Here is a 24958-nt window from a genome sequence, read left to right on the forward strand (position 1 = left end):
AAAATTAGCACCGTAAGCTAACGGGAAGCGTTCAGCCAATTTTTTGCAGTTGAAAAAGCCGTCTGCCGCGCCGGAACTGAGTGAATCACCGATTTTAGCATAGAGCGCTGCGTATACGGTTTTACTGAGATCGTCATTGAAATTGACGCGGGCGAAGGCTTTGCTGTTTACTCCGCCCGTGTAGGTGATAACATTCGGCGAGTACCACCACTCCCCGATGCCCGGCATGCTTTCTTCCAGCGCAACAAGCCTGTTTCTCATGCTTGCCAGCATGGTCATCAGAGCCTCCAGTGTTGCCGGAGAGGACGGCAATGCAGGGAGTGACGTCGGAGCGGTAAAGGGGACAGTTACCGCCGCTCCATCGCCATTTTTCTGCAGGTAATTGGACAAATCAACAGTTTCGGCAGCGTCCTCCGCCCGCTGCGCGGCAGCTTCAGCTGCTGCCTCGGATGCGGCGGCAGCAGCGGCGCTATTTGCCGCTGCGGACTTGCTGGAGGCTGCATTGGTCTCAGAGGTCTTTGCCGCAGCTGCACTGTTTGCTGCGGCGGACTTGCTGGAGGCAGCGTTGGTCTCGGAGGTCTTTGCCGCAGAGGCGCTGGCCGCAGCAGCGGACTCGCTGGAGGCCGCGTTCGTTTCCGACGTGGCGGCAGCGGAAGCGCTGTTCGCGGCCGCAGTTTTGCTGGCGGCAGCATTTGTTTCAGAAGTCTTTGCGGCCGCCGCACTGGCAGCTGACGCTTCGGCATCGCCCTCGATCTGCTCCACCAGTACAGCAGCCTGTTCCACATCTCCAGCCACCGCCTGCTGTGCCTGCTGCGCCTGCTGTGCACTCTGTGCGGCGGCGTCCTGTGCATCTTCTGCGCGCGATGCATCCGCAGCGCTCTGTGCGGCGGCATTTTCGGCGTTGTCCAGAAGTCCCTGCATTTGTTCCAGCGTATTCTCAAACACATTTTTCGGCGGCGCAGCAGTACCCTCGACGCTGGCGGCAAGCTGCAAGCCGTTGGACTGCAGTTTGATGATCTCTTCACCTGTGGAGGACTTGGCCACAAACTGCACATCCAACTGTCCTGAATACGCGGTGAAATCCGCATCCACAGGCCAGGTAATGATGATCTGCCCCTCATTGTCGGGATCTACGGAAACCCTCAGCTGCTTGTTGATGATCGTCATATAGTCCGGATTACCAGCCCGCACATACCAGGTCATTGCGGACAGGTCGTGCCCGTCGTGATAGCGCGGGCCGGTGACGTCGTAGACCTCCGCGCGTGCTTCGCCCTGGGTATGCAGGCCGGCCTCCGGCCCGAAGTACACATATTTGTCTTTGAACTCAATTGAAATAGCCATAAGAACCTCCAACAATTTGATCAGACAACGGAGCCGGTGAGCTTGGTCCATCGGCTGTCCTTTGTAGTCCGGACAAGCAAAGTCCCCTGGGTGCTGTAGGAGAACACAATATCCGCATAGTTTCCGGCGAGGTTATCCACCTGGCCTGAGCGTGTGGCAAAGTCTGCTTTTGCAGCAGATTCAGCCGTGGCTGCGGTCTCCGCTTCAACCGCAGTTTCCGCACTCTTTGCCGTCTTCGCCGTCTCAGCGGTCTCTGCGCTTTTCGCGGTATCCGCGGAGCCCGCGCTGGCGGCAGTGTCTGCCTTTGTGGCCGTCACAGCCTTGCCCGCGGTCTCTGCGTGTCCGGCCTCGGATGCATAGGCAGCACGGGCGGCACTGTCCGCGTAGATGCTCTGCGCAGGCGCGCCCACCGGGTATTCCACCACATAGGTGCCGCTGTCCTCAATGATCCGCACACGCTGCCCGGCGGTGAACCGCACGGCCGTGTTGCACTTGTAATGCTTCAGACTTTCCGTTTCCGCCCCGTTGAAGATGAGCGCGATGCCGTCCTCGTATACAGTACCCACCGTGGCGAAGGACTGGCCGGGCGGGTCCGGCTGCACGATGGCCTGCTGCTCTTGATACGTCTCCAGGATCATAGATACACCACCCTCTTTCCCGTATGGGTCATTTTGTACGGCTGTTCCAGCTCCAACCGCCAGCCAGTCTCTTCGTACAGCGTGCTCTCACCATCCCGCACCAGCTCCACCAGGTCAAAAACGGCGTGCCGCCCGCTGGGGCCTGTATAGAAGGTGCGTGTCTCCGTGGACTGCAGGCTTTTGAACCGCTTGTTGTCCGCATACGCCTGCAGCTCCGCCTGAGATGCAATGTTGTCCAGCTTCTCATAGGACACGACCCGCCGTCCCAGGTTCACGGTGGAGAAAACGCTGTCCGGCCTGTCGTTGACCGATACGGCCCGCATGGACGAATCAAGGTCCGGGTTGTCCACCTCCACAATGAATACATTCGGATGGTCGAACATGTCTACGGTTTCACTCCATTTGGGATATTGGATGGAATACTCTCCATCCCGGTACGTCACCGATATCGCATCCGCGGACGGCATGCGGAACGCACTGCAGTGTACTGTGCCGCCGCCGTCCATCCAGATGCTGTTGTAGTTGATCTCCGCCGCCAGGGCGTTGATGATCGTGAGCCGGTCTGTGCCCGGCTCCCAGTCCTCCCGGTCCGCCTGCAGCGTGGCGGTGTTTTCCTCCACAAAAAAATCCGTGATGCCGGATTCAACCAGCAGCGCCTGGATGGCTGCCGTGTACAGCGTACCCTTTGCCAGATGCAGCCGCGTCTCTATCTTCGAGGACATGGCAAGATAGGTCAGGTCATAGGCTGTAAGGCTCACCACAGGCCGCATGCCGTCGTGTTCCGTGTATGCATCGGTAGGGATATACTTGCCGAGCGGCCGGCGCACGCCGTCGATGGTGAGCACCGGCTGGATCACGTCCGTGAGGTAGTTGACGTCGCTGTTTTGTGCAAACTTTCCGCTGAGCGCCCATTTCACCGCAGCGTCCGCCGTCACCGAAATGGCTGCACCGCCGCCTTTGAATGCGGTAAGCCGGGTAAATTCCACGTTATCCCGCAGCACAAGGTATTCCACCGATACATTACTCATAGCTGATCTCCTGCCTGTGATCCGTCTCGACAACCGTGAACTGTACATCCCGTGCGCGGCCATGGGCCGCCTGGATGTTTCCCAGCACCCCGATCACAACATCGCCCCAGCAGTCCTTGTAAACTACGGCAGAACCCAGCAGGCCGCGCAGGGCATCCATCTGTGCGGCGTCCCGGAGCGTGAAAGCGAAGTCGTGGCTGGCGTCTTCCATGCCGCATGTATACGGCTCGGGTTTTGTACGGCCGTAGTAGTGTACGTAATCCACCTGTGCGCTGTAGCTCCCGTCATGTGCGGGCCTCTCACCGGCCCGCAGCCGCAGTTTCAGCCAGGGCGCGCCATCCTCAACGGACCCTAATACAGCGTTTTCAATCGCCAGGAATGCGTGGACGGGCGCGCTGTCGCCGTAGTATCCCTCCGGCGTGACGCCGCGCACAGTATATAAATGCTTTCCGGTACACAGACGGTCTGTGATCCCGCTGCCCGCCGAGCGCGCAATGGGGACACCGTCACGCAGTATGAAGTATTCGGCGTATGCGGCGTCCGTTTCCCAGGATATTTCAATGGCGTTTAAACGGGCATTGAAAGCGGCTTCAACAGTTGGTCCGGGAACGTTCAGAACGGTAATGGAGCCAACGGCCGGAGCGGATTCCACGCCGAACACTGTCTTTACCGCCAGCTGCACAGGATATGTCCCATCCTGCAGGAAATACGGCATGCGGAACTCCTTGGCCGTGCTGTGCATCCAGCCTGTATCATAGTCCCCGATCTGGATGCGCACGCCCTGCTGATCCGCAGACTGCCAGCGGATGGTGGGGCGCGGTTTTGTGTCCGTGTATACAATGACCGGCACGGCCGGAGCCCGACGGATGATGATGGTCGCTGCGGCGCTGTAGGAACCCCACACACCATCGCCGTTTTTGGTGCGGACACGCCACATGAGCGTACCCTGTGCAAACTGTCCGGCGGGTGTTGCGAAGCTGGAGGCGTCGGTCTCTGCGGTGCTGAGTGTGGTGTACTGTCCGCCCATGTTGGAGCTGGTCTGCAGCTCGTAGGCGGTCTGCGCCGTGCCGGTGGATATCTCATGCCGCCACACGAAGGTGACGCCCTGAGTATCTTCCACAATAGCGCCCACAGGGGAGACACACACAGGCGTGCTCAGCGCGTCCTGGGTGTTGACATGTATCCACTCGCTGGTGCCTGCAGCGCCGGTGTTGGCCGTCACCTCAACCTGCCACTCAATATCGTCCGCAGTGAATGTATTTGCCGGGAAGTTGTGCCAGGTCTGCGCACCGCTGATGGAGACACTCTTGACGTCCTGCTGTCCCTGTGTGCGCCAGCGCAGCACGGCCGAAGTCTGGACGATCTCGCCGGGCGCATCCTCGGCTCCCTCCGCTGTGACAGACCAGCCGAAGCGGTTGACCTGGTGCTTCAGCACGCGGCCGCCGTCCGCCGGATACAGGTCTGCGGGCGTGACCGGCAGTTCCTTGTTGTTGAAGGTGGTCCAGCTGCTTGCAGTGGTCCCGCCGCTGGTGTCCGTTACCTCGACCTGCCAGTCGATGTCCCCGGCAGGGAGCACGCCCGCGGGGATCGTGTAGCCTTGTGTGGCGTTGTTGACGATATATTCTGTGTACGCCGGAGCACCGTTTTTCCGCCAGCGCAGCTTTGCCGATACTTGCCGGATGGAGCCAGACAGGTCGTCCGGCTTCGTGTAGTTCATGCCCCATGAAAAATTGACGGCAAAACCCTTGTAGGTCGTGGCCCGGCTGGAGGGCGTCAGATCCGTCAGCCGGACAGCCGTGCTTTGGAACTGCACCGTGGCATACCCGCCGCTCGCCTGTGCGCCGGAACTGGACGTGACCACGACCTCCCATTCCATGCCGGGGTCGGCAGCATTGGGAACGAGCCCCGTGTCGAAGTCGATGTATGTGTTGGGGCCGGGCACACGGACGGAAGTCCATGTGCCGGAGCCTTTTGCCCGATACTTGAAGTCCGAATACGCTATGGTGAGCGTTCCGTTGATGGGTTTCTCCGCCGTGACATTCCAGGAAAAACGGTGGTAAAACCCTTTTTTGATCGTCGTGTTGGCTGGGGAATAGCCGGATGGCGTTATCTTGCCCGCATGGGTCTGGATCGTCGCATAGGGCACATGGTCCGAGCCGTCCACCCAAAATTGGGCAGCGCCTGTCTGGTTCTCGGTCGTAATGCCGATCTGGCACGAGAGATTGCCAGCGCCCCTTACCCCGCCGGAGGTAATCTTCCATTCGGGGCCGTTCCAGCTCGGGCCTGCAATTTGCCCAAGGATCAGGCTGAGGGGGTATGGCGCATGGCAGTACACCGCAAGTACGGATGCGGAATCAAGGACCTCGCCGGAAGGCACCGGAGACTTATCAAAAAACAGCCAGCCCCAGTCCGCCTTGTCTGCACCCAGGTTGTCGATGCGCAGCTCACCCACACCGCCGGACAGATTCTTCAGATTTTGCGAACCGTTGCAGTATACGGTATACTGTCCCATGTATCAACGCCTTCTTTCTACCGCCGTGCCAGTCCCATGCGGACGGTCATTTTCTCGTTTTCAAGCATGCGCTTAATGGCCACATACGTTTCAATGTCATCCACCTTGAAGATGTTCTGGCTGTTGTCCACGAAAGTGGCACCGCCGCCCTGCGCGGATATTAAGGCGCGGGACTGTTCGGCGGTATAGACCGCCTCGCCGCCCGCAAAGCGCATCAGCTCCGGCCCGTTTTCGCCAACCCAGCGCCAGCCGGGAGTGGCGGAACGAGTGCCGCGGGCGTAGCCCGCGCCACCGATCTGCGCCTGCAGCTCGCCCATGCTGGGCACCTGTATCGTACCGGTGTTGATCATGGGCACGCCGCGGATCGCACTGATCAGCATGGCGATGCCGGATGTCACCAAAAACACCGCAGCGCCCACCATCAGCAGGTCCGCCGCCAGCATAACGAACTGGGAACCGGCCGCGGCTGCTGTTGGCCCCGCAGCGGCAAGCGCTTTCGTGGCTGAAGCGGTGCCCGTGGCCACGATACGCATGCCCAGGGCCGTGCCCGCCGCCTTTACGGCGATCAGCGCAAGCCCGCCGCTGACAAGCACCACTGCCGGATTCAGCTCCGACAGGAACCCGATGACGTCCGCGCCTACGCCGATGATGTCACCCGCTGCGTCCACGATGGCCAGTATCTGGTCTTCGTGATCCAGCAGCACCTGAGCGAACGTCGTCTTAATTTTCGTCTCGATTGGCTCGATGCTTTTCGCCAGCTCCACATACCGGAGCTGCAGATTGTAGTTTGCCTTCTCGGCCTCGATCATATCGGAGTTCCCGGCCTTGTAGCTCTCCCATAGTTCGTCCAGCCCTTCCTTGCGCAGCGTCTGCAGGGCAAGGTTCTGGCGGCTGGCCTCGGATCGTGTCCGGCCCAGGCGTTCGTTGAATTTTTCCACGTCCACACCCAGGCGGCCCAGCAGCTCGGAAAACTGGCCCGTGGCCTCGCCAGTGGCGATGGTCTCCTGCAGGGAATCGGCAAGGGATTCAATTTTCATGGTTTCCGGGAACTTGACGACCGCGCCCGCCAGCAAGTCAACGGCCTCATATGCCTTGTCCGCGTCATTGAAGCCGGTGGCAAGGATGTTGGAAAGCGCCTCCACTACTTCATTGGTGTCGCCCGTGACGGCATAGAGCTCACCAGCCTTGTCGTGCAGCTGTTCCATGCCCATTCCCGCGTCCCTGGCGTTTTGCTCCAGGAAAGAAAGGTCGCGCCGCAGCTCCTTGGTCTGCTCCATCAGTTCGCCGCACTTGCTGATCACCGCGCTCAGCGCATTGCCGGCCAGCGTGCCAAGGGCTACATCGAATGTCTTTGCGCCCTTGCCGCCGTCCTCCATGCCCTTGCCCGCGCCTTTGGCGTTTTTCTCAAGGTCTTCAGCGGAACCGGATGCAGCGTCCATAACGTCCTGTGCGTCCGCCAAAGCCGCACCGAAATCATCGGATTTTTTTGTGTTTTTCTCGATCGAGGCCTGAAGGCTCAGCATGCGTTTTTCCAGCTTCAGAGCCTGGCTGCTGGTCTCGCCGTATTTATCGGCCAGGCGTTCGTGTTCCCGCTCACAGTTGGAAAGCTCATTCTGCTGGTTCACGATCGTGGCGTTGAGGATATCCAGTTCTTTCTGCGCCGCCTCGATGCCCTTTGTGGTCGGTTCGATCTTCCACTTTTCAGCATTTTTCCGCGCTTTTTCCAGTACGTCATCTGTTTTGGCCACGGCTTTCGCGGAATCTTCAGCCATGCCCTGCACCATGTTTTTGACCTGATCCAGCGTCTGCTTCACACGGCTGATGTCAAATTTCAGGCCGAGGACGACGCCATCATCCGAAGCTGCTGTCGGCACACATATCCCTCCTTGCCATGGCCGCGTCGTATTCGGCCTCGTAATCTACCGGGTCCAGCGCCACAGCGCGTTTGATGTCCGCATACCGCTCCCGCTCTTTGGGGTCGGATATCCTGCGCATATCCACGCTGCGGTAATAGATCGCATTCTTGATCTGGCTCTCAGGCGGCAAGCTGCGGAAAATGGACATGAACTGCCACCAGTGCATACGCGCTGTGAAAAGGTCGATGCCCGCGTATACGCGGAAATCCCCCCAGATGCGCAGCGCGTCTTTTTTCCAGTCCAGGAGCCGTTCCGGCGGGGCCGGCTCATCCCCGCGGGGCGGATCGCCGCAAAAATAGAAGTCGAGCACTCCCTGGAAGTGCCCGGCTTCGTTCTGCGGTATTTCACGGAATGTATTGAGCAGGATGACGTCGAATTGTTCCTCCGGCGTCAGGTCAGACGCCAGCACCGTTCCCACATACTTCATCCACCAGGCCCAGTCCGTCGGCACCTTTCGGCCAAGGATCTGGTCCGGCAGCTCCAGCATCACCGGATACATTCGCAACCGCCTCCTTCAGCTCCGGGATCAGGAACTGCTCCACAACCTCCCGGCGTCCTCCCATGACCTCGCCGTAAATGTACGCGCACAGGCTGATGTGTTCGTTGATGTTCTCCGGGCGGCCGCCGAAGATCTCCCGGTATTCTTCAACGCCCAGCGTGCCTTCGATGAAGGCACGGCACATGGCTACGGCGTCCGAAAATTTTTCCAGCGCCTCCTGTGCCATGGTGTCCGCGCTCCGTCCGTCCTGTCCGCCGGGCTTCAGCTTGGCGTCCATCGCACAGAATGCCTGCGCGGCCTGAAGCACGCGGGGAAAATCCCGCGTAACGCCTTCCAGCATCCGTTTGTCCGAGATATCGCACGGGTATGCACGGCCGCAAATGGTGATCTCGTGCTTTTTGGCAAACTCAAACCCCGCGCTCATTTCGACGCCGCCTTTGCCTCTGCGGCCTGCGGCGAAAACGTGGGCGTGCCGTCCTCACCGATGGTGACAGTTCCCTTTTGGGGAGTGCCCAGGATCTTGAGGCCGAAGCTGATGTTTTCGCGGTTTTGGGCGTCGCCGGACCCATCGTCCGTGATGGACAGCACGCCCTCTCCCTGACGGCCGTTGGGCTTGCCGCTGCCCAAATTGTCGTAGCACTCAATGAACTTGACTTTCCGGTTGTCGAGGTCGTACAGGCGGTCCATGATGGCGTCCTGCGCAGCGTCGCCAAACCTGCGGAAACCGGTGAAGGTACGGGACACGCTCACGCCCGTGATCTCGCTTTCGGCCACGCCCCGGCCCGCCATGTCGTAGTATTCCTGGCTTTGTTCGTTGATGCTGTTGCCGCGGGATGTGATGCCGGAGGCAACCTCCGCCCATTGGGGCGAATCGTTTGCACTGAGGTCGATCCACCAGCGGCGGTTGAATGTCTTGGGGGTAATATATGTTCCAGGCATGCTTCGTCACTCCTTTTCATAGATCAGGGTGCCCTGAATTTTGTAGACACCATATTGGAAATTTTCGTCCCAGTCTGTAAAGGCTCCGTTTGAGGCGGAAATTGAGACAAAAGAAAGGCCGTCTCCGGAAAGAGGGACGCCCTTGCGATTTTGCTGCTGAACCCAGTCCTGTAACTCCTCCGTAAAGTTGCAGTTATCCAGCCGCATGATGTCATCAGCCGTCATGCGGGTAGCGGCAATGATAAAATTGTATTGCCAGGTGGCCGCTCCGCGCATATCCTGTTCGATGATGGCAGAACCGGCCGGGAAGATCCCGTACCCCTCGGCGTCCGTCTCCAGCTGGTCGGTGCGCGCCTCCAGATCTTTCAGCGCGGGGCACTGTGCGAACAGGGCGCGGATATCGTTTAAAACAGCCATTATGGGCCTCCTAAAATGTTCCGGCGTTCATCCTCAATGATCCGGTCTTTTTCGGCAGCCATGAGGCGCTCAAGCCAGAAAGGACCGGCAAGGCGGTTAAACGTAGTGGTGTACCGGATGTCTTTGTTTGTAACGTGTTTCGGCTTGCGCCCGGCCATGACTTTTCCGAAGTACAGGTACTTGATGTGCGGGCCGCGGATAACGATGCGGCCGTTGGCCGGCTCCTGGCCCTGGGCGATGGCGTTCTCAATGCTGCTGTATGTGCGCTTGGGTACATACTTGGTGATGCGCCGCGCAACATTTTTCACAAGATGCTGCTGGGCGCGCCCGCCTTCTTCAAGCCCCAGGTCCTTTACGAGGTTTCCAAACTCCGGCAAATGAAAGTCGAGCTGCAGCATGCTCATTCCGTCGTCACCTCACAATGAGGCAGGCCGCCGAACGAACAGTGTACAAGGCTTTTGATGGTCAGGGGCTTGTCTGCGATCAACTCACGCTTGCTCTGTGTGTCCGTGACCTCGCCCATACGCTCGCCTTGCACCACGTAGTCCTTTTCCCGTTTTTCGCCCTTGTACTGCTCCGGCAGTTCACCGGGGATGACGATGCTCACGCCGTCCTCTCCGTCCTGCCAGAAGCAGGCGGGGACATACACCCGCGTGTATGCCCCCGGCCCCGTCTGCAGATACAACGTGCAGCTTGCATTCGGCGTCAGCATCCGCTCACCCCCCGGTACAGCAGCCCGCTGCGGATGGGGATATATTGGGCGGCGATACGCAGGCAGCGGCGCTCGAAGCTGCCCGTCTGTGCATCATCCTGCTGTACGCTGCGGCTCCAGTTTCCCACGCTTTCGCTGGTCACTTTGCCGCCCGCCAGCACGGCCGTGTCCTGGGCGTGCTGGGCGTCTGCCAGCGCGCAGTGCGCCATGCGCACGCATTTCGCCAGCGTTTCATCCTGTTCCCAGGCTCCGTCCTGCAGGCGGTCCAGCGTCAGGCTGTGCAGCATGTACTCCGCACGGGCCAGGCAGCCCTCCACGTCCGCCTCCGAAAGTTTTCCGTGGTATGTGGAATAGTAGAACTCCTTGTCCGCTACCATGCGTATCCCTCCCGTGTTTTACTCTGCAACCATCTCCGGCTGCTCACCGGGCACAGCCTCAGCCGGTGCGGCAGAAGGCTCTACCGCCGTCTGCACGGCCAGCAGCAGGTCCTGCTTTTTGGCCGCGCCCGTCACGTCGATGCCGCGCGCCGCCGCGAAGCTGCGCAGCTCTGTCACCGTCATGTCCTCCAGCGCCTTTTCCGGTGCCGGGGCAGGGGCGGGGTTTTGTGCTCCCGCTTCCGGTGCGGCCGTCCCGGCCTCTGGCAAGGATGCCCCGGCCTCGACGGCCGGGGCGCTCTGCGTTTCCTCATGAAAAGTCAAACCTACTGTCCGCATCGTTCTCAGCCTCCTGCTTCCGCCGCGTTATGCATGTAGATGCCCGCCAGCTTGTTGGAGTACACGTCCGCGATGCCCACCGTCCGATAGCCGAACATGTGGCGGTCGCCGTCCAGGTCGTCCTCCGGCCCTTTGATTTTGGGCACTGTGTGTTTCTGGAACTGGATCAGTGCCGAGGGGTGGATCACCATGAAGTTGATATTCTTCGCGCCGTCCGCCTTTTTGAAGCCGCCCGCCTCTTCGCCGCCGGTCTTGCCGTCCAGCAGGTCGATGGCCGTGTAGAACCGGGTCTGCGGCACCAGCGTCTTTGTGGCAAAGCGCGTCAGGATCTCACGGCTCTTCGTGGTGTCCAGGTCTGCGATCATGCCGTCCAGCGTCGGCGTGATGAACAGGTGGCGGTTTTCCGTGGGCACCTCATCTTCGTCCATCTTCGTGATGGCCACACGCAGCGCCGCCAGCACCGATGCGCCGTCCGGCAGATCGGCTGCGACGGCCTTGGAAATGCCGCTCTTGCCCGCGTAGGATGCGAAGCGGAAAGCGTCCAGTTCCGGCACCACCTTCGTGCGGATGAACTCGCCGGACAGACGGCTGAAGGCCAGCTTCGCGGTCTCCTCATTGTCCAGCGCGTCCACATAGAACTTGCGGCCGCGGTCGTAGTTGCATTTTACGGTCTCATTGGTCATGGTCACGTCGCCCTTGACGTACCCGTCGTTGCGGCTGTAGTCGCCCAGCCCCTGCATGCTCAGCATGGGCACGATCAGCTCGTTGGCGTTGGCACCCTGGCGCGCCAGCTCCGCAGCGCCGTCCAGCTTGCTGGTCAGCGATGCCAGCTTGTAGATTTCGTCCAGGATGGGGACGAAGGTTTTTGCCAGTGCAATGTTGTTTGCCATATTGGTTTACCTTGCCTTTCTGTATAGTGTGTGTGATACGGTCAGTCCACGGGCAGATCCGCAGCCTTGCGCATGGCGATTTCGTTGGCGGTATATTTCGCCGCGCCCGGCACAGCAGAGGTCCCGGTGCCGGATGCGGGCGCAGGTTCCGCTGCCGCCGGGCCGAACAGGTATGCGTCGCTTTTCTGTACGGCCGCGATGGCTGCCGCGATGTCCGCATCCTGGTTCTTGCTGGTGCGCAGAGCGTCAAGGTCCAGCGCGCCGCGCGCCAGCTTCGGGTTGTGCGCTTTCGCGTCGGACAGGGCCTTGTCGATCTTCGCGTCAAACGCAGCGGCCGCCAGCTTTTCGTCCCGGTCCTTTTCCGCCGCCTCCGCGCGCTGCTTGTAGTCCGCGATTTGCGCCTTTACCTGCTCCGCGTCCAGCCCTTCAAACTTACCGATGGCCTCGTTGGCGGCGTCCAGCTGCTCCTGCAGCCCGTCGGCACGTGCCGATGCTGCGTCCAGGTCCGCCTTTGGCGCGTACAGCTCGTTGATCTTCGCCTCCAGCTTTTCTTCCAGCTCCCCGGTGTAGGCGTCGCCAAGAAGCTCTTTGGCAAATTCCAGTGCCATGTTTCAATCTCCTTCCTTTTAAATACAATATATATGTGCATAACAAAAGGACCCCCGTGAAGGGGTCCTTCAGCTATCATTTAAAGGCGCTTAAACGGACGTTTAAACGCAGGTCAGGGCGCGTGCCGGTTTTGCCGGCGCACCAGCTCATCCACCAGAGCGTCCAGCTCCGCGCGCTTTTCTTCCTCGCTCCTGTGGTCGGTGTATCGTTCAATGAGTTCATCCAGATCTTCACCGGGGAATTGTGCGCGCAGTTCTTCCATATATTCAGCGCCGCTTATCTTTGTCTCGCTCAGACAGAACATTGGATATGGTTTCCCGTATTTTTCCTTGTACGCCTGGCGAAGCTGGTCGTACCCAAGCGACCTCATGAAGGCTGCAAGCTCCGGTGTAATGGGCATAGGCATGACACATACCTCCTAAAACAGTTTCTGGTATTCTTTCCACAGGCCGGGGAAGAGCTTCTTAACGAAGAACAGGTCCGAATCATTCCGTGTTTCCATCGTAAAGAGTTCCGCAAATATCTCCAACGGGACGGCTTCTGAATTTTTTGCCCAGTATTCAGCCTTGTGCCCGAAACCTGTGTCAAGCCGCCCGGAGCTGAGCGCGCTGAGGATGTCTTTCATCAAATCGCTGCGTACTGCCTGCGCTACACGCTGAAATCCCTCGGCGTTATCCAGAACAGCTTTTGAAGCGTCTGAAATCGCATCCACAAATGCTTTGTTTTTGTACCCCTGCGCATTCAGTACATCCGTCCGGTGCGCGAGCTCATGTGTGTTTGCCATTTCAAAGTCGGTCGTGGAAAACTGTGGATGCCTGGGGTTATACAGGATACGGTCCTCCACAGGGTCATACGCAAACGGAGCATCCAGTGTGCCGTCCTCCATGTACTCAGTGGGATTCTTTTCTGTAAAATACCTTAACCATACCATATTCTTTTCCGGCGCATCCGTCAAGGTGTCAAGATACGCGGAATAGCTTTTCCTGGCTTCTTCCACATCCAGCTTGCCGCCGCTGCCTGTGAGCGTACCCGCAGGACGCGGCATTTCCAGCGTGCCGTCCGGTCTCAGCGCCCGGCCCAGCCCCGCCGCCCGCAGCCGCTCCGGCGCGGTGCGCAGCCCGGCCGCAGCCGAAAACCGCTTGTATTCCGCATTCAGCTGCCGCAGAAGGATGCGGCTGCTGCGCAGCTCTCCGCTGCCCAGCTTGCCCTCCTCCTGCGCCGCGGCAATACGGTCCTTGCACTGCCGGATGCTGTTCTCCAGCGCTTTCTGCTGCTGCGTCGCTTCGTACTGGGTGTAGTGCCTGCCCTCGTAGGTGACGCCCTTCGCGTTTTCCCGCGCCATCTCCGCCAGCTGCTCATTCGTCCACTGGGGGCTGTCCACGCCCAGCTTGATCGGCCAGGCGATGTGCTTGCAGCTCAGCGTGCCGATGCGCCGCTGCAGGCGGCTGTTCAGCCGCTTGTATTCCTTATCGCTGTACTGCCGCCCCTGGTAGGGCTCATGGTCCGGCGCGCTGGCGCTGTGCGCGCTGATCTCCCAACCGTCGCACCCGCCGTCGTCGTGATGCTTCTCGTTGATGGCCGTGGTCATTTCGCCCATCTTCGCCATAATGGCGCGCTGGGCCATGAACTCTACGGAAAAAGTGCGCCCGTCCGAGCGGTCGACGGTGCGGATGCCCCGCTGCCACAAGCGCAGCGTGGCACGCCGCACAGCTTCCTCCGGCGTCTTCGTGCCGCTGGAGACCTCCCGGAACACATAGTCCATCGTGCGCCGGTATACATCTTTAATAGGATACACCCGGCCGTCCACATCTGCCGCGGCCAGCTGGCCCAGCACGTTGGCCACTTCCTTGCGCGTCACCTTTACATAGGCTTCGGCAATGTTCCGCAGGCTTTCGTTTTCCTCCAGCGGCGCGGTCTTCTCCGCGGCCCAGCGCATCAGCTGCTCCACCGCGTCGTCGGTGAGGTCTGTCTGCCTGCGCAGCGTGTCCGCGATCACATCGTCCGCTCCGGCAAGGCTTTTTGCCAGCAGAAGCTTGTATTCATCGCCGGACGATATCTGCCCGGCGGCGGTAATGCACCGGCACAGGTCGCGCAGCAGCTCCTCCGTGACGGGGCCGTAAACAGCGAGGATCAGTTCCCGCAGCCCGTCGATCTCATCCGGTGTCAGCGCCATGACGTCACCTCAGCCCGGCCTGGGCGGTCAGCTGGACCATCTCCGGCATGTACTTTTCACGGATGGCCGCAAGGTCTTCCGGCGTCTCACAGGGCAGGTCGTATTTTTTCGCCAGCGCCAGCTCAGGTTTCAGCAGGCCGGCCTCCACCATCGAAAGCGTGTCGGCCCAGTCCTTGTCTGCGTCATACAAAACGCCGTTGCCCCAGCTCACGCTCAGCAGCTGCTCAAGGTCCACCGCCTGGGCGTCGCACAGCCCCAGCGCCTGCCCCCACAGGTCCGTGATGCGCAGCGTCTCCAGCAGTGCGTCGTACCACATCCGCTGCAGGTCCATGATCGACAGGCTGTAGTCGCCCTCGCTGCTGCTGATCTCCTTTGCCGTGCGCTCCACAGCCTCCACGTCCGACAATATACCGCGTTTCAGGCCGATGATATTCTCACACGCCTTTAAATAGCTCTGCTTCCGCCGCTCAAAGCTCTCATCCCGCAGCGCAGGGGAGAAGATGGTCAATCCTTTGTCGTTGGTGTCGCCGTCCAGCCCGACGAACACGTCGTCCTTCAGCCGCATCACGCCGCCCTCCGGGTCCGGCGTTACCAGCTTGTCCGCATTGGCCACGATCCGGCTGCGCCCCAGCTCGAACTCACGCCCCAGCTGGTACTCATTTTTGTAGATGTTGTGGATCAGCTGCACCGCGCCCTCGTACACGCTCACGCCGTCCGGGCTCCCGTCCACGTTATTTGCCATCGGCAGACGGATGTAGGTCATGCCCAGACCGCCGAAGGGCACGCTGTAGGTGTGCTCCGGGGCCAGCGCCGCATACTGCGGCAGGCTGTCCAGCCGCACCTCATGCCCCAGTGTGCTGCTGTTTTCCGACACATACAGGTTGTACCGGATGGTCAGATACCCGCTGCCGTCCACAGTCCGGCGTTCCAGCAGCGTGTAGTAGTCAGAGCCCGCCCGGCTCCGCTCGCTCATCAGCACGTCCGTGATGCCGCGGGGTCCGCGGGCCAGTACGTTGTAGCAGTCGCGCCTTACCACATGGTAGGCCAGCCGCCCCGTGCCGTCCGGTGCAGGCTTCAAAAAGCCTTCGCCGCCCACCATGACCCACTGCAGCACGTCCTGCTTTTCGGCGTCAATGAGGCTGCGCTGTCCGTCCAGCCACGCCGTTTTTCCGGTTCCGTTTTCCGTAAAGCTGGAATCGTACTCCGCAAAACAAGCCTTTGTCAGTTTGTTGGTGATGGTGTAGGGGATGCGCTGCGCCGGGTCTTCTTCCTTGCCCTTCACCGCTTCACGCATGAAGAACAGCTCGAACCACTCCCGCACCGCCGCCTGCATAGCCGCTGTGCTGGTGTCCTTCAGCCCCGCCGCCTGCGCCCCTGTGATGGCGGCGTCGTCAAACAGCGCCCTTACGACTGCGTTCATCCGCCGTCACTCCTTTCGATCCGAATTTCCGGCTGCTTTGCCCGCAGCCCGCGCTCCACGCCGTTGATGTATGCCCGCAGCTGCCGGTTTTCCGCCTCCAGCTCCCGTACACGCCTCTGTGCCGCCTCCAGCGCGTCGCCGTATTCCAGCACCGCCCAGCTGGGCAGGTACTTCTTCAGCAGCCAGTCCTTCAGCTTCATTTGTCACGCTCCTTTGCGCTGCCAGATGCGGCTGCAGGCATACCGCGCCGCGTCGATACCGTGGTCGTTTGCGTCCATCAAAGTCCCCAGCACCGTGCCGTCCGGCGCTACCTCGTACTCCCATTCCAGGAACTCCTGCAGCACACACGGGCATTTTACCGGGTCGATCACAATGGCGTTTAGGCCTTGCAGCCACCGCACGCCCAGCTCACGGCTGCCCGGCCCTTTCCTGGCGGGCCAGCACCGCAGGCCGTAGCTGCGGTAATCCGCACAGGCTTTTTCGTCCGAAAGGTCCGCAAGGATCAGCTCGCCCGGCGCGACCCTTCCTTTAACGATCTCCGCCGTGACCGCGTTCTGCATTTTGTTGCCGCGCGCTTCGTCGAAAATATACAGCGTACGGGTAGCGGCATGGTAATACGTGCGGATGAACACCCACGGGTCGGGGTAGTACCCCCAGTCCACGCCGCTGATGATGTTGTCGAAGCCCGCGATCTCCTTCGCCGTGATCTTCCGGCTCAAGATGTTGTCGAACACCTGTGTGCCGCTGCCCACCATCTCGCCCAGGTACATGTGCCGGTATTTGAGCGGCTTTGTCTTCCGTAGCCAGTCCGCACCGTCCAGGAACTCCTTGCCCAGCCAGTCCCGCGGCGCATCCAGATACGACGAATGATGCACCAGCTTGCCCGGCTGCTGCTCCCGCGCGTACCGGTTGGCCCAGTTCCGCGCGTTGGCGGGCGGGTTGAAGCTGATGAGTGTTAAGGTCGGGTTGCTCCCCGAGCCGCGGAACGCGGACTGCTTCACGCTCAGCACCGCGTTTTCGCCCCGGCGAAGCTGGTCCGCTTCCTCGAACCACAGGCAGCCAATGTATCCGAACTTCGGTTTGATACCCTTAATTTTCATCTCATCGTCCAGGCCGCGGAAATAGATGGTCTGGCCCGTGGGCTTGTAAATGAGGCGAAGAGGGCTCTTTTTCTCCAGAAAATGCTCCGACATCCCCAGCTTTGCGACGGCCCACAGCATCTGCGAGTACACGCTGTCCTCCAGCGTGTTTCCCATCTGCCGCATCACCAGCGCGTGGCTTTGCGGCCACTTCAGCAGCCACAGCACGATCTCAACGCTGCAGAACGAACTTTTCAGGCTGCCGCGCCCGCCTTCCTCCACCAGTGTGTGCGCCCGCTGTTCCCGGACGGCCCGGTGCGAATCATAGAACCCCGGCCCGATCACGTTCTTTAAATCGACCGTCACCGCCGGGCGGCTATATGCTGTCAACGATGTTCACCTCCGCCGCGCCGCTGCCGCTCTCTTTCTGCAGCTCCGTCCACAGCCGGATCGCGTCCATATCGCCGGCCTGGCATTTTTTCAGCAGTGCCGCGTGGATCACCGCCGCTTCGTCCGTGCTGTATTTTTCCACCAGCTTATCCAGCAGCGCGAGGTAGTCCCGCTTATTCACCTTGGTATACTGTGCATGCAGCGTTTTTAAATCTTTTAAAATGTTAAATTCCTTTTTCTGTTTTGCCTGCTCAACACCCTCCAAAAGGGCGGTTATGCTGCTTTGAGGGGTCCGTTTCACGCGATGCTCCTTTCCGGACCGCACGAACGGCCCTAAATTTCGCCTGTAACGAAAAAAGGTCCTCAGGCGTCCGCGTGGACGGCCCGAGGCACCTAAACGGTTTTTAACGGCATACAGGGGAAATTAAACGGTATTCCGCAGCATGGCGGGCAAGAGGGACGGATTTTCATCGGGCATGCTTCGCCATCCGACCGTTTCCGCCCGGTTTTCACCCCCTCTATGCCCGCCATGGCCACGGGCGGGGGACGAATCAACCCCGCCGCTTTCATGGTTTTCCTGTTTGGTCTAAACATCCGTTTAACAGGTGTTTAGAAATGTGTTTTCAACGAGTTTTCACACCGGTTTCAACTTTTCCACATTTCCCGGTGTGCTGCGCCGCACGCAGCGGGGGAAGGGGCAAACCGGGCAGCCGCTCTCATGCATGGCCCACACGCACCGCGTGCACAGCTCCGGCGGCTCCTTCAGCTTCGCGCCGGAGAGCTTCCGTGCCAGTTCGCGCCGCGGGTCTTTCCGCTTCACTGAGCATCACCGTCCACAGGGATGACGCCGAACCGCACCCGCCGGGCCACGCCGCCCAGCTCCGCCGTCACATACGCCCGGCGCTGCCGCCGTTCCATCCGCACCGGGCAGTTCGCAAACGCTGCCAGCGGCCCGTCCAGAACATGCCAGCCACCGCCGGGGAAGAATATCACCCGGCTGGGCTCCAGCGTCTCGTCACTGTCCAGCCGCCACCGCAGCGCCTCCCGTGTGTCCAGCGCCTGCGGCTCTCCGCGCTCCAGACCCAGCCACCGGATGACGCCGGGGACAGGGGAAACGAGATGGAACAACGCCGCGTTATAGTCCGCGCCCACAAACACATATCCCGGCAGCAGCAGCCGCTCCTCGCTCTGCCACCGGCCCCGCCGTCGTATCTCCATCCGCTGGGCCGGGGCGCGGGCACACACGCCCTTGCGCCGCAACGCCGTGCATACGTCCCGTTCCGTTCCGGTCAGGACCTGCAGTACGTACCATTTCATCCGCGCTGCGCCCCTTTCTGCCGGCGCTCCAGCGCCGCCACGAGCTGCCGGTACAGCTCCGGATGTTCCGTACCAAGGGCTGAGAAGAACTCCGCCTTCAGCTCGCCCATGGCGGCCTGCGTGTCATCCTTGCTTTGAATATCCAGTCTGCGGGCGTACGCCACGGCTTTTGTCTGCGCATTCATCTCCCGCAGCAGCTTATCCAGCGCGATATCGTTCCACTCTTCGTCCGGCTTCGACAGGATGGCGTCCAGGATCTTCTGCCCCGCCACCCGGTTGATCACCTCGGAAAAATCCAGTTCCGGATACTTCGCCGCTTCCCGCACCATGGCGTTCATCCGCTCGTTTGTCACACGGATATCCTCCAGCGAGGCCAGCAGCTTTCTGCTGTAGGTGCTGATCGCCTGCAGGCTCAGCGTGACGTCCAGGCTCGCCAGATACTTCTGAATATCCGCGAGCGTGCAGGTGTTCGTCGCTTTCACCATCTCATCCACGACGTCGCGGACCTCGGGCGGCAGCTGTGATATGGTGCTGCGGCTCCTGTTTTTTCCGCGCATCCTCAAGCCCTCCTACATATCTACCAGCGGGTCTTTCTTCACGCAGCGCTGCAGCTGGATGCCGCGCGGCGTCAGCTTGACCTCCAGGTCCTCCAGCTCTGCGTCCGAAACGCTGGACGGGGCTTTGTCCTCGATGCATCGCACTTGCAGGTATCCACTGTCCGCCAGGTAGTTGATGCTGCTGCACAGCGCCATCCGGTCCATGCCGCCCGCCAGCGCCAGCAGCAGGCTCTTCAGCTTTAAAAATTTGAAATCGCAGCCCGCGATGGCCAGCGTGCGCATCACAGTCCCGTTGTTGGCTGCAAGCTCGCCGGCTTGCATCTTCCGGCGCAGTTCATTTTCATCCATCTCAGTTGCCTCCCTGCTTCATCATGAACTCCATCAGACGGTCCAGCTTGTTTTCCAGCTTCAACTGGCTCTGCAGAAATTCCTCCCGTCGGATGCCGTTTTCCTTGATGTCCTTGACATCGGCGGACATAGCTTGAATTTCGGTGCGCATTTCGGTGCGCATTTCTTTCATTTCACGGCGCACCGCTTCCAGGTCCTTCTGGTGGTCGGTGCGCGGGGTATAGTTCTCGCGCACTTCTTTGATGTCCGCCCGGTTTTCATCCAGCTGCCGGAACACCGAGCGACCAAACAAAAAGCCCACCAGTCCTACAACCGTTGTTACGATGACTGTCAGAAGCCACCAGGTTCCGGCATCGAACGTCATTGCGATTTCCTCCGTAAATACAAAAAGATAAGGCACGATGCCCTCGTTGTGAGTTCATCATACCTTATCTTTTAAAGACTGTTCCACTCAGATTTTACAGCAAAACAGTCACACATCGAACAGCGTACACTGCCCATCCAGCGGGGCGCGCCGTATCTGTTCTGTTTTTTCACGCACGATTCCGCGTACGTATCCCTCGCTCAGATTCCACTTTTTGCACAGTGCATAGACGTTTGAACCGTCGTACTCATCACGGATCAGTCTGTCACGGATAGGAATAAGGAGCTTGTCCGCCTGCGGGATGTACACCCGGCCGGTGCCGCCGTACACATCCACCAGCCGCCGGAAAGCATCCATGCCGATGGTTTCTGCCAGCTCCCGTGCTTCGCCTTGCAGATCCTCCAGCTTCAGCTCGTTCAGTAGTTCATTCCTCATTTTCCGGCCGCCTCCCGTTCCCGGCGGTATCGGTCGCTGTGCAGGTATTCCAGCTCTTTGCGCTCGGTCAGCTTCTTGAGACCTTCGATCAGGGCGTTACCCTGGGAAAACGTTAAAAACCGGAACGGCTGGGTGGGGAAGGCTGTCACGCCGAACTGCCGGCTGATCAGCCCACACAGCCTGTCCCGCAGCTGTACGCCCTCCGGCGCGGGATCATATTTTTCCAATTGATACATCAAGTACCAGACCTTCTTCTGCTGCCCCTCGCTCAGCCCGCCCGGCAGTGCCTCGTACTTCCGTGCCCGCTTTTTCTGCGGTGCGGCCGCGGGGGAGCTGCGCCGCCGTAGCTCCGCCAGCACCGCCTGCGCTTCGGCCGGGGTCAATGCAGTGATACTTTCTTTGTCGGTCAGGCCCTGTACCAGCGCGTGCAGCGCGTCTTCATGCCCGCCTCTACGCTCCACCATCCCCAGCTTTGCACCCAGGGCATAGATGCTTTTTACCGTTCCCTTGCTTACATCCAGCGCACCCATCCCGGCCGCCTCCTTCCTTGTTACTCCTCCGGCACGGCGTCGCCCGTGTCGTAGAAAAATTCATCCGTGGTTTTCAGGTACGCCCCCACAGCCTCCAGAACTTCCTCCGGCTGCTGCTTCAGCGCCTCTTTGTCCAGCTTCTGCTCTGTTTTTACAAGCTCCCTGCGGCCCATGGCCAGCAGCGTGGCGATGGCCTGCGGGACCTTCGCATTTGCCAAAATCAACCGCGTGGACTGTCGAAACCCTACACGCCCAAACGTCAGCTGTCGGCTTTTTCCGGCCATATCTTCCCGGTGTGCCTCTACATACTCCTGAACGTCCGTTTCCAGCTGTTTGACACGCTTCTGCAAAGGCTCCGCGCTTTTGGTGTATTCAGCCTTCACGGCGTCGATGCGCCGCGACATGTCCACGCCCATCTCCGTCAGCGCGTGCTCGTACTCGTGGATGCTGCGCAGCGCGTCGTTCACTTCCGCCCAGTCCTTCAGCACAGGCTCCCGGTGCAGCTTTTTTCTTGCCATATGTATCCACATCCTTTCTCAAAATTCCGCCCTCTGCATTTTCCGGGCTTGGGACCGGCCCCGGCCCGAAAGGACAGGGGGCTGCATTACGGCCGGGGCACAGCCCCGGATGCGGCATTTTCTGTTTTACTTTGGCCTCTTCCATTGGTGCGTACTTTTCGCCGCACGACCGCCGCCGTACCAAAGCGCCCACGTTTGTTTTTTACAGGCCGTGCGGAGGCTTGCGCCCGTATGCGCGCCACAGCCGGCGGATCGCTTTCCGGTTCCGGCGCTCGAGCCGCCAATCCGCCAACCAGTCCCGCAGGCCCGGCAGCGCGTTGATGAGCCACCGTATCCCATCGAAGATGATGATGCCCAGCAATACACCCAAAGAGGTTTCCCACGTCCACAGCCATGCGTCAGGCATCTTCCCGCACCCCTTTCATCATGTTCAGCAGCGCGGCGCGGATGCGCGCGTCATTCTTTTCGATGCACCAGCCGTCCTCGCACAGAACTTTTACTTCGCCTGTGGCATATTCTTCAGCAGCTTCCCGGAGCGCTGCACGCAGGTGCTCCGCCTCCGTGGCAGAAAAATCCAGCTCATCCACCGTGAGCTCTACTGTATACCGGTATCTCATTGCGTCCTCCTTGTTCTACATCATGTAACACTTTTCTCACACCTTCATGAGCCTGCTCCATTTCTTATCCAGCACCTGCACTTCCTCAAGGATGGCAGACGCATGGTCAAGCACGTCCGCCGGGACGTCCAGGATGGGCTTGCCTTCATATGGCGTCAGCAGCTCCACATACTGCCGCCGCAGCCGTGCGGATTTCTCATGTAGACGCCTTGCTTCATCCAGTCTCTTTCGAGTCCGCTCAAATTCCAGATCATTCAGGGCCCGTTCGATTTCAAGGTCATGCCGGAACATGCTGTGCGTACACATCCAGTCGATGAGCCACAGCAGTTCCGCCTTAGTACAATCTTTCAACGTCATCAGGAATCCTCCACCACTGTGTATACTTGGCAGAACCAGCGGGGCAGGCCCTCATACACAGCTTTGTCTTTTGCCCGGCAAAAGCAGATGCTCCCATCCCGGCCGTAAACGATATGGGAATGTGCGCAGTATGTGCATCTTCGGTTCCGGCGCAGACTGCGCCATTGATGAATGTTCAATCCTGTCACGCTCCTAAAAAAACAGAGTTGAAACGGCCGCCGGGCCGTGGTATCCTGTACATGTGGTACGGTAAGCCATGCCGTGCCATATTCCTTTAAAGACCCCCGCCCGGTTTTCTCGTCCCGGGCGGGGCTTTTGGTGCGGAGCTGCCGTTACGACCAGCCACGCCGGCCCTCCTGGGCCGCGGCTCCGCATGAACCTCGGACGTTAGAGCCCGAGGTTGAGCGCTTGGATCAGCACGCAGTCGTTACAGTGATTTTCTTCCAGTTCTTCAGAGCTCCGGCACTCAAGCGGCCAGCGGCAATAGCTGTCGCAGACAGTTTCCATCAGCTCCATGACTTTCTGCTCCCAGCAGTGCGCGTGCATCACGCGTGTGGATTTTACGGGCTTGCCGCAAAACTTACAGTTTGGCATTTTTCTCTCGTTCCTTTCTTCGCATCTGATAGGCCCACGTAGCCATAGTCCGTACATTGACGCCCATATCCTCAGCCACCCGCCGGAAAGATTCTCCGGAGCGCAGGCGCTCCATTGCCTCTGCCTTGAACTCCGGCGCATAGATGCGTCTCGGCTGGCCCTTCCGGCTCGGTTTTGGGCGGGCGGACTTGGAAAGCGGCCCCAGTATGTCCAGAATTTCCTCACGGCTCACCAGATACAGCTGTGACAGGATCTTCACCTGCTGGCGCGGGTCGATTGCGTTTCTGTACGACTTCCGGATCTCGCTTTTATCCTGTTCACTCAGCATCCTGACTTTCTCCTTTGACACGCCCGGATCTGGGGACGTAGTGCCGGTTCTGGTGGTAGTTTTCCACCTTCCGAAGCTCGCCCACAAACCGGGACAACTGCTTTACCGCCTGCATTCCGGCTGCGGTCCCGCAATACCCTGCAATGGGCTCCAGCTCCTCCACAACGTCCTTGTACTTACGCCGGAGCCTGCGGCAGTCGCGCAGCTCTGTAGCCAGCTTCGCACGCTCATCCCGCGTAAGATTTTCGATTTCCAGCTTATGCAGCAGATCCTGCTGCAGGGCATCCTGCTCTTTCATCAGCTCGAAATTTGTTTCGTATACTTTTGGGGCGTCGTTCAGCAACTTCGCGGCGCGGGCCAGAATTTCCGACACCTTTTCTTCATGCTTTTCCGTTGTTTCCACCTCCTATGGTTTGCCCCACGCCATGAGCGAGTGCATGCGCGCAAACCAATTCTTTTCCGTGCGGCTGTTGCGGGCAATTTCCATGGAACGCTGCGATGCTTCCCGGCATGCGGGGCACAATTTGTGCGCTTCCTGCGTATCTGTCGGCTTTCCGCATCGGCTGCATATTCCCGGCCATCCCAGCATGTCACGCGGCATGACGCCTTTCTCCCTCAACCGGGACTGCATGTACCGGCGGCTGCGGGCAAGGCAGTACACGCACTGTGCGCGTCCGGGGGCAGCGTCCCGCCGCTGGCATCTTACGCAGACGCCGAAGGCGTGCAGCAGGTCTGTTCTTCGCTGGCGGTGCCGGTTGTGGTATTCTTTCTGCTCCGGGCTTTCCTTTTTCCGTCTCTGCACTGCCTTCAGCCGCTCTTTTTCGAGACATTCCGGACACTGCACCCGTCCAGGGGCCGCATCTCTGCAGCCGCAAGTTGGACATATCCCGTGCGCTTTGTACCACTCATATTTCGTCACGGCCTGTTTCACCTCCTTCGCCGCACTCTGCATTTTTCCGGGCTTGTGACCGGCGCGCCATCGGCGCGGCTGCATTACGGTGGGGCCAGATGGCCCCGGCTATTTTTTCTGTTCTTCACGCCAGGCAAGGAACTCATCGCGGTGATCCCGGTATTCAAATAGAATCATTATGCCGTCGTGCATACGGATCAGCCGTTCCCATTTATAGAATGTCCACCGGACGGCCGCCAGCGCTGAGCCGCACAGCAGGCATACAATGACCAGCGCGCCAAGCATCATCGATATCTTCGGGAATATGTTGCTTATCAGTTCCATCATCTGTGTCTTCCTCCTCTATATCCTGCATCCACTCCCGCCGCAATCGGCCCTGCAGGTGCATGCAGGCCAGCGGCTGGTCTTTCTGCGTACGGTGGCAGCACCCCTCATCATAGGGCTGCCACAGCGTCCCCGTCTGGTGCAGGCCCGGCGGGGAGCCGCAGCACCCGCAGCAGCTTTGCCCGCGGCAGCTCCGGTCACAAGGCGTCACCATCCTGCATCCCTTATTCGTCACCACGCTCTACCCGGTACGGCGGCCCGGCCCGGCGTCTGCAGCGCCGCTGTTCCGCCTGCGCCAGTGTGGCCAGCCGCCCGGCTTCGTAGCCCACATACAGCAGCAGTACCATCAGTGGCAGGATAAGGGCTTCGCCGCCGAATACGCCGGGGCGGGAACCCTGTACCGTCAGGCACGCCGCCAGCATCAGCCCCGCCACGGCTCCGGCCGCGAAAGTCACAACTGCTTTCATCCTGTTAAACATCCCT

37 protein-coding genes are annotated in these 24958 nt (G+C 60.0%); all 37 read right to left on the reverse strand.

Annotated features, from left to right (window positions below):
* A partial coding sequence (locus tag TQ39_RS20720) for a hypothetical protein (RefSeq protein WP_207641397.1) occupies positions 1 to 1341 on the reverse strand: 1341 nt, incomplete at its 3' end.
* Positions 1342 to 1361: 20 nt separating this feature from the next.
* Positions 1362 to 1979: a hypothetical protein gene (locus TQ39_RS05810; RefSeq protein WP_050004856.1), complete on the reverse strand. Its 618-nt coding sequence runs from the start codon at positions 1977 to 1979 to the stop codon at positions 1362 to 1364.
* Entirely contained in the window at positions 1976 to 3007 is a 1032-nt protein-coding gene (locus tag TQ39_RS05815) for a hypothetical protein (RefSeq protein ID WP_050004857.1), read from the reverse strand. The genes TQ39_RS05810 and TQ39_RS05815 overlap by 4 nt, the downstream gene beginning before the upstream one ends.
* Positions 3000 to 5519 carry a hypothetical protein gene (locus tag TQ39_RS05820; RefSeq protein ID WP_050004858.1) on the reverse strand — a complete coding sequence of 840 codons (2520 nt, stop codon included), beginning with the start codon at positions 5517 to 5519 and terminating at the stop codon, positions 3000 to 3002. The genes TQ39_RS05815 and TQ39_RS05820 overlap by 8 nt, the downstream gene beginning before the upstream one ends.
* 17 nt (positions 5520 to 5536) lie before the next feature.
* Complete coding sequence (locus tag TQ39_RS05825) at positions 5537 to 7393, reverse strand: hypothetical protein (RefSeq protein WP_050004859.1); 1857 nt, start codon at positions 7391 to 7393, stop codon at positions 5537 to 5539.
* Entirely contained in the window at positions 7371 to 7934 is a 564-nt protein-coding gene (locus TQ39_RS05830) for a Gp15 family bacteriophage protein (RefSeq protein ID WP_082052136.1), read from the reverse strand. Before TQ39_RS05830 ends, TQ39_RS05825 begins: the two co-directional genes overlap by 23 nt.
* A complete protein-coding gene (locus TQ39_RS05835) occupies positions 7831 to 8358 on the reverse strand; it encodes a hypothetical protein (protein WP_050004861.1) in 528 nt (175 codons plus the stop codon). Before TQ39_RS05835 ends, TQ39_RS05830 begins: the two co-directional genes overlap by 104 nt.
* Positions 8355 to 8873: a phage tail tube protein gene (locus TQ39_RS05840; protein ID WP_050004862.1), complete on the reverse strand. Its 519-nt coding sequence runs from the start codon at positions 8871 to 8873 to the stop codon at positions 8355 to 8357. The genes TQ39_RS05835 and TQ39_RS05840 overlap by 4 nt, the downstream gene beginning before the upstream one ends.
* Positions 8874 to 8879: 6 nt before the next feature.
* The gene (locus TQ39_RS05845) at positions 8880 to 9290 is read right to left on the reverse strand and encodes a hypothetical protein (protein WP_050004863.1); all 411 of its coding nucleotides are present in this window, start codon (positions 9288 to 9290) and stop codon (positions 8880 to 8882) included.
* A complete protein-coding gene (locus tag TQ39_RS05850) occupies positions 9290 to 9694 on the reverse strand; it encodes a hypothetical protein (RefSeq protein ID WP_156146196.1) in 405 nt (134 codons plus the stop codon). The genes TQ39_RS05845 and TQ39_RS05850 overlap by 1 nt, the downstream gene beginning before the upstream one ends.
* Complete coding sequence (locus TQ39_RS05855; protein WP_050004865.1) at positions 9691 to 10002, reverse strand: hypothetical protein; 312 nt, start codon at positions 10000 to 10002, stop codon at positions 9691 to 9693. Before TQ39_RS05855 ends, TQ39_RS05850 begins: the two co-directional genes overlap by 4 nt.
* Positions 9996 to 10379, reverse strand: coding sequence for a head-tail connector protein (locus TQ39_RS05860; protein ID WP_050004866.1), 384 nt, complete (start codon positions 10377 to 10379; stop codon positions 9996 to 9998). The genes TQ39_RS05855 and TQ39_RS05860 overlap by 7 nt, the downstream gene beginning before the upstream one ends.
* A gap of 18 nt (positions 10380 to 10397) precedes the next feature.
* Positions 10398 to 10715, reverse strand: a complete 318-nt coding sequence (locus TQ39_RS05865; protein WP_050004867.1) for an SAP domain-containing protein — start codon at positions 10713 to 10715, stop codon at positions 10398 to 10400.
* Between the two features lie 5 nt (positions 10716 to 10720).
* Positions 10721 to 11605, reverse strand: coding sequence for a hypothetical protein (locus TQ39_RS05870; RefSeq protein WP_050004868.1), 885 nt, complete (start codon positions 11603 to 11605; stop codon positions 10721 to 10723).
* A gap of 41 nt (positions 11606 to 11646) precedes the next feature.
* Positions 11647 to 12213 carry a phage scaffolding protein gene (locus TQ39_RS05875; RefSeq protein ID WP_050004869.1) on the reverse strand — a complete coding sequence of 189 codons (567 nt, stop codon included), beginning with the start codon at positions 12211 to 12213 and terminating at the stop codon, positions 11647 to 11649.
* A gap of 113 nt (positions 12214 to 12326) precedes the next feature.
* On the reverse strand, positions 12327 to 12620 hold the full coding sequence (locus TQ39_RS05880) for a hypothetical protein (RefSeq protein WP_050004870.1): 294 nt from the start codon (positions 12618 to 12620) through the stop codon (positions 12327 to 12329).
* 12 nt (positions 12621 to 12632) lie between these two features.
* Positions 12633 to 14387, reverse strand: a complete 1755-nt coding sequence (locus TQ39_RS05885) for a phage minor capsid protein (protein WP_050004871.1) — start codon at positions 14385 to 14387, stop codon at positions 12633 to 12635.
* 4 nt (positions 14388 to 14391) lie between these two features.
* Complete coding sequence (locus TQ39_RS05890) at positions 14392 to 15807, reverse strand: hypothetical protein (protein ID WP_050004872.1); 1416 nt, start codon at positions 15805 to 15807, stop codon at positions 14392 to 14394.
* The gene (locus tag TQ39_RS05895) at positions 15804 to 16007 is read right to left on the reverse strand and encodes a hypothetical protein (protein WP_050004873.1); all 204 of its coding nucleotides are present in this window, start codon (positions 16005 to 16007) and stop codon (positions 15804 to 15806) included. The genes TQ39_RS05890 and TQ39_RS05895 overlap by 4 nt, the downstream gene beginning before the upstream one ends.
* A 3-nt stretch (positions 16008 to 16010) precedes the next feature.
* A complete protein-coding gene (locus TQ39_RS05900) occupies positions 16011 to 17276 on the reverse strand; it encodes a PBSX family phage terminase large subunit (RefSeq protein WP_242853456.1) in 1266 nt (421 codons plus the stop codon).
* The gene (locus TQ39_RS05905; protein WP_050004874.1) at positions 17263 to 17577 is read right to left on the reverse strand and encodes a hypothetical protein; all 315 of its coding nucleotides are present in this window, start codon (positions 17575 to 17577) and stop codon (positions 17263 to 17265) included. The genes TQ39_RS05900 and TQ39_RS05905 overlap by 14 nt, the downstream gene beginning before the upstream one ends.
* Positions 17578 to 17910: 333 nt before the next feature.
* Positions 17911 to 18096 carry a hypothetical protein gene (locus TQ39_RS05910; protein WP_050004875.1) on the reverse strand — a complete coding sequence of 62 codons (186 nt, stop codon included), beginning with the start codon at positions 18094 to 18096 and terminating at the stop codon, positions 17911 to 17913.
* Positions 18093 to 18593, reverse strand: a complete 501-nt coding sequence (locus TQ39_RS05915; RefSeq protein ID WP_050004876.1) for a transcription termination/antitermination NusG family protein — start codon at positions 18591 to 18593, stop codon at positions 18093 to 18095. The genes TQ39_RS05910 and TQ39_RS05915 overlap by 4 nt, the downstream gene beginning before the upstream one ends.
* Complete coding sequence (locus TQ39_RS05920; RefSeq protein WP_050004877.1) at positions 18590 to 19150, reverse strand: phage protein Gp27 family protein; 561 nt, start codon at positions 19148 to 19150, stop codon at positions 18590 to 18592. The genes TQ39_RS05915 and TQ39_RS05920 overlap by 4 nt, the downstream gene beginning before the upstream one ends.
* Positions 19151 to 19162: 12 nt before the next feature.
* A complete protein-coding gene (locus tag TQ39_RS05925; protein ID WP_050004878.1) occupies positions 19163 to 19498 on the reverse strand; it encodes a hypothetical protein in 336 nt (111 codons plus the stop codon).
* Between the two features lies 1 nt (position 19499).
* Positions 19500 to 19862: a hypothetical protein gene (locus TQ39_RS05930; RefSeq protein ID WP_050004879.1), complete on the reverse strand. Its 363-nt coding sequence runs from the start codon at positions 19860 to 19862 to the stop codon at positions 19500 to 19502.
* A 108-nt stretch (positions 19863 to 19970) separates the two neighbouring features.
* Positions 19971 to 20297, reverse strand: a complete 327-nt coding sequence (locus tag TQ39_RS05935; RefSeq protein ID WP_050004880.1) for a Mor transcription activator family protein — start codon at positions 20295 to 20297, stop codon at positions 19971 to 19973.
* Positions 20294 to 20827, reverse strand: coding sequence for a regulatory protein GemA (locus TQ39_RS05940; RefSeq protein ID WP_050004881.1), 534 nt, complete (start codon positions 20825 to 20827; stop codon positions 20294 to 20296). Before TQ39_RS05940 ends, TQ39_RS05935 begins: the two co-directional genes overlap by 4 nt.
* Positions 20828 to 20847: 20 nt before the next feature.
* The gene (locus TQ39_RS05945; RefSeq protein ID WP_009323637.1) at positions 20848 to 21345 is read right to left on the reverse strand and encodes a host-nuclease inhibitor Gam family protein; all 498 of its coding nucleotides are present in this window, start codon (positions 21343 to 21345) and stop codon (positions 20848 to 20850) included.
* 202 nt (positions 21346 to 21547) lie between these two features.
* Positions 21548 to 21751 carry a hypothetical protein gene (locus TQ39_RS05950; protein WP_050004882.1) on the reverse strand — a complete coding sequence of 68 codons (204 nt, stop codon included), beginning with the start codon at positions 21749 to 21751 and terminating at the stop codon, positions 21548 to 21550.
* Positions 21744 to 21962: a hypothetical protein gene (locus TQ39_RS05955; protein ID WP_050004883.1), complete on the reverse strand. Its 219-nt coding sequence runs from the start codon at positions 21960 to 21962 to the stop codon at positions 21744 to 21746. Before TQ39_RS05955 ends, TQ39_RS05950 begins: the two co-directional genes overlap by 8 nt.
* Before the next feature lie 36 nt (positions 21963 to 21998).
* Entirely contained in the window at positions 21999 to 22319 is a 321-nt protein-coding gene (locus TQ39_RS05960) for a hypothetical protein (RefSeq protein WP_050004884.1), read from the reverse strand.
* Between the two features lie 387 nt (positions 22320 to 22706).
* Entirely contained in the window at positions 22707 to 22835 is a 129-nt protein-coding gene (locus TQ39_RS21820) for a hypothetical protein (protein WP_270775088.1), read from the reverse strand.
* A gap of 64 nt (positions 22836 to 22899) precedes the next feature.
* Positions 22900 to 23241, reverse strand: a complete 342-nt coding sequence (locus TQ39_RS05975) for a hypothetical protein (RefSeq protein ID WP_050004887.1) — start codon at positions 23239 to 23241, stop codon at positions 22900 to 22902.
* Positions 23231 to 23644: a hypothetical protein gene (locus tag TQ39_RS05980; protein ID WP_050004888.1), complete on the reverse strand. Its 414-nt coding sequence runs from the start codon at positions 23642 to 23644 to the stop codon at positions 23231 to 23233. Before TQ39_RS05980 ends, TQ39_RS05975 begins: the two co-directional genes overlap by 11 nt.
* Before the next feature lie 615 nt (positions 23645 to 24259).
* A complete protein-coding gene (locus TQ39_RS05990) occupies positions 24260 to 24478 on the reverse strand; it encodes a hypothetical protein (RefSeq protein ID WP_050004890.1) in 219 nt (72 codons plus the stop codon).
* A gap of 221 nt (positions 24479 to 24699) precedes the next feature.
* A complete protein-coding gene (locus TQ39_RS05995; RefSeq protein WP_242853457.1) occupies positions 24700 to 24942 on the reverse strand; it encodes a hypothetical protein in 243 nt (80 codons plus the stop codon).
* Between the last annotated feature and the right edge of the window lie 16 nt (positions 24943 to 24958).

This window comes from Ruthenibacterium lactatiformans (assembly GCF_000949455.1).
GTDB lineage: Bacteria > Bacillota > Clostridia > Oscillospirales > Ruminococcaceae > Ruthenibacterium > Ruthenibacterium lactatiformans.

Excerpts from the sequence above, each read along its gene's own strand:
- TQ39_RS05920 (WP_050004877.1), bottom strand. The coding sequence starts at position 19,150 with ATGCGCGGAAAAAACAGGAGCCGCAGCACCATATCACAGCTGCCGCCC.
- TQ39_RS05915 (WP_050004876.1), bottom strand. The coding sequence starts at position 18,593 with ATGAAATGGTACGTACTGCAGGTCCTGACCGGAACGGAACGGGACGTA.
- TQ39_RS05975 (WP_050004887.1), bottom strand. The coding sequence starts at position 23,241 with ATGCTGAGTGAACAGGATAAAAGCGAGATCCGGAAGTCGTACAGAAAC.
- TQ39_RS05810 (WP_050004856.1), bottom strand. The coding sequence starts at position 1,979 with ATGATCCTGGAGACGTATCAAGAGCAGCAGGCCATCGTGCAGCCGGAC.
- TQ39_RS05885 (WP_050004871.1), bottom strand. The coding sequence starts at position 14,387 with ATGGCGCTGACACCGGATGAGATCGACGGGCTGCGGGAACTGATCCTC.
- TQ39_RS05990 (WP_050004890.1), bottom strand. The coding sequence starts at position 24,478 with ATGATGGAACTGATAAGCAACATATTCCCGAAGATATCGATGATGCTT.
- TQ39_RS05895 (WP_050004873.1), bottom strand. The coding sequence starts at position 16,007 with ATGAAGCTGAAGGACTGGCTGCTGAAGAAGTACCTGCCCAGCTGGGCG.
- TQ39_RS05925 (WP_050004878.1), bottom strand. The coding sequence starts at position 19,498 with ATGGATGAAAATGAACTGCGCCGGAAGATGCAAGCCGGCGAGCTTGCA.
- TQ39_RS05855 (WP_050004865.1), bottom strand. The coding sequence starts at position 10,002 with ATGCTGACGCCGAATGCAAGCTGCACGTTGTATCTGCAGACGGGGCCG.
- TQ39_RS05875 (WP_050004869.1), bottom strand. The coding sequence starts at position 12,213 with ATGGCACTGGAATTTGCCAAAGAGCTTCTTGGCGACGCCTACACCGGG.
- TQ39_RS05930 (WP_050004879.1), bottom strand. The coding sequence starts at position 19,862 with ATGACGTTCGATGCCGGAACCTGGTGGCTTCTGACAGTCATCGTAACA.
- TQ39_RS21820 (WP_270775088.1), bottom strand. The coding sequence starts at position 22,835 with ATGGAGCTGATGGAAACTGTCTGCGACAGCTATTGCCGCTGGCCGCTT.
- TQ39_RS05880 (WP_050004870.1), bottom strand. The coding sequence starts at position 12,620 with ATGCCTATGCCCATTACACCGGAGCTTGCAGCCTTCATGAGGTCGCTT.
- TQ39_RS05940 (WP_050004881.1), bottom strand. The coding sequence starts at position 20,827 with ATGGGTGCGCTGGATGTAAGCAAGGGAACGGTAAAAAGCATCTATGCC.
- TQ39_RS05960 (WP_050004884.1), bottom strand. The coding sequence starts at position 22,319 with ATGACGTTGAAAGATTGTACTAAGGCGGAACTGCTGTGGCTCATCGAC.
- TQ39_RS05865 (WP_050004867.1), bottom strand. The coding sequence starts at position 10,715 with ATGCGGACAGTAGGTTTGACTTTTCATGAGGAAACGCAGAGCGCCCCG.
- TQ39_RS05995 (WP_242853457.1), bottom strand. The coding sequence starts at position 24,942 with ATGAAAGCAGTTGTGACTTTCGCGGCCGGAGCCGTGGCGGGGCTGATG.
- TQ39_RS05870 (WP_050004868.1), bottom strand. The coding sequence starts at position 11,605 with ATGGCAAACAACATTGCACTGGCAAAAACCTTCGTCCCCATCCTGGAC.
- TQ39_RS05860 (WP_050004866.1), bottom strand. The coding sequence starts at position 10,379 with ATGGTAGCGGACAAGGAGTTCTACTATTCCACATACCACGGAAAACTT.
- TQ39_RS05945 (WP_009323637.1), bottom strand. The coding sequence starts at position 21,345 with ATGGCAAGAAAAAAGCTGCACCGGGAGCCTGTGCTGAAGGACTGGGCG.
- TQ39_RS05845 (WP_050004863.1), bottom strand. The coding sequence starts at position 9,290 with ATGGCTGTTTTAAACGATATCCGCGCCCTGTTCGCACAGTGCCCCGCG.
- TQ39_RS05835 (WP_050004861.1), bottom strand. The coding sequence starts at position 8,358 with ATGAGCGCGGGGTTTGAGTTTGCCAAAAAGCACGAGATCACCATTTGC.
- TQ39_RS05890 (WP_050004872.1), bottom strand. The coding sequence starts at position 15,807 with ATGAACGCAGTCGTAAGGGCGCTGTTTGACGACGCCGCCATCACAGGG.
- TQ39_RS05950 (WP_050004882.1), bottom strand. The coding sequence starts at position 21,751 with ATGCCTGACGCATGGCTGTGGACGTGGGAAACCTCTTTGGGTGTATTG.
- TQ39_RS05840 (WP_050004862.1), bottom strand. The coding sequence starts at position 8,873 with ATGCCTGGAACATATATTACCCCCAAGACATTCAACCGCCGCTGGTGG.
- TQ39_RS05850 (WP_156146196.1), bottom strand. The coding sequence starts at position 9,694 with ATGAGCATGCTGCAGCTCGACTTTCATTTGCCGGAGTTTGGAAACCTC.
- TQ39_RS05815 (WP_050004857.1), bottom strand. The coding sequence starts at position 3,007 with ATGAGTAATGTATCGGTGGAATACCTTGTGCTGCGGGATAACGTGGAA.
- TQ39_RS05830 (WP_082052136.1), bottom strand. The coding sequence starts at position 7,934 with ATGTATCCGGTGATGCTGGAGCTGCCGGACCAGATCCTTGGCCGAAAG.
- TQ39_RS05955 (WP_050004883.1), bottom strand. The coding sequence starts at position 21,962 with ATGAGATACCGGTATACAGTAGAGCTCACGGTGGATGAGCTGGATTTT.
- TQ39_RS05935 (WP_050004880.1), bottom strand. The coding sequence starts at position 20,297 with ATGAGGAATGAACTACTGAACGAGCTGAAGCTGGAGGATCTGCAAGGC.
- TQ39_RS05820 (WP_050004858.1), bottom strand. The coding sequence starts at position 5,519 with ATGGGACAGTATACCGTATACTGCAACGGTTCGCAAAATCTGAAGAAT.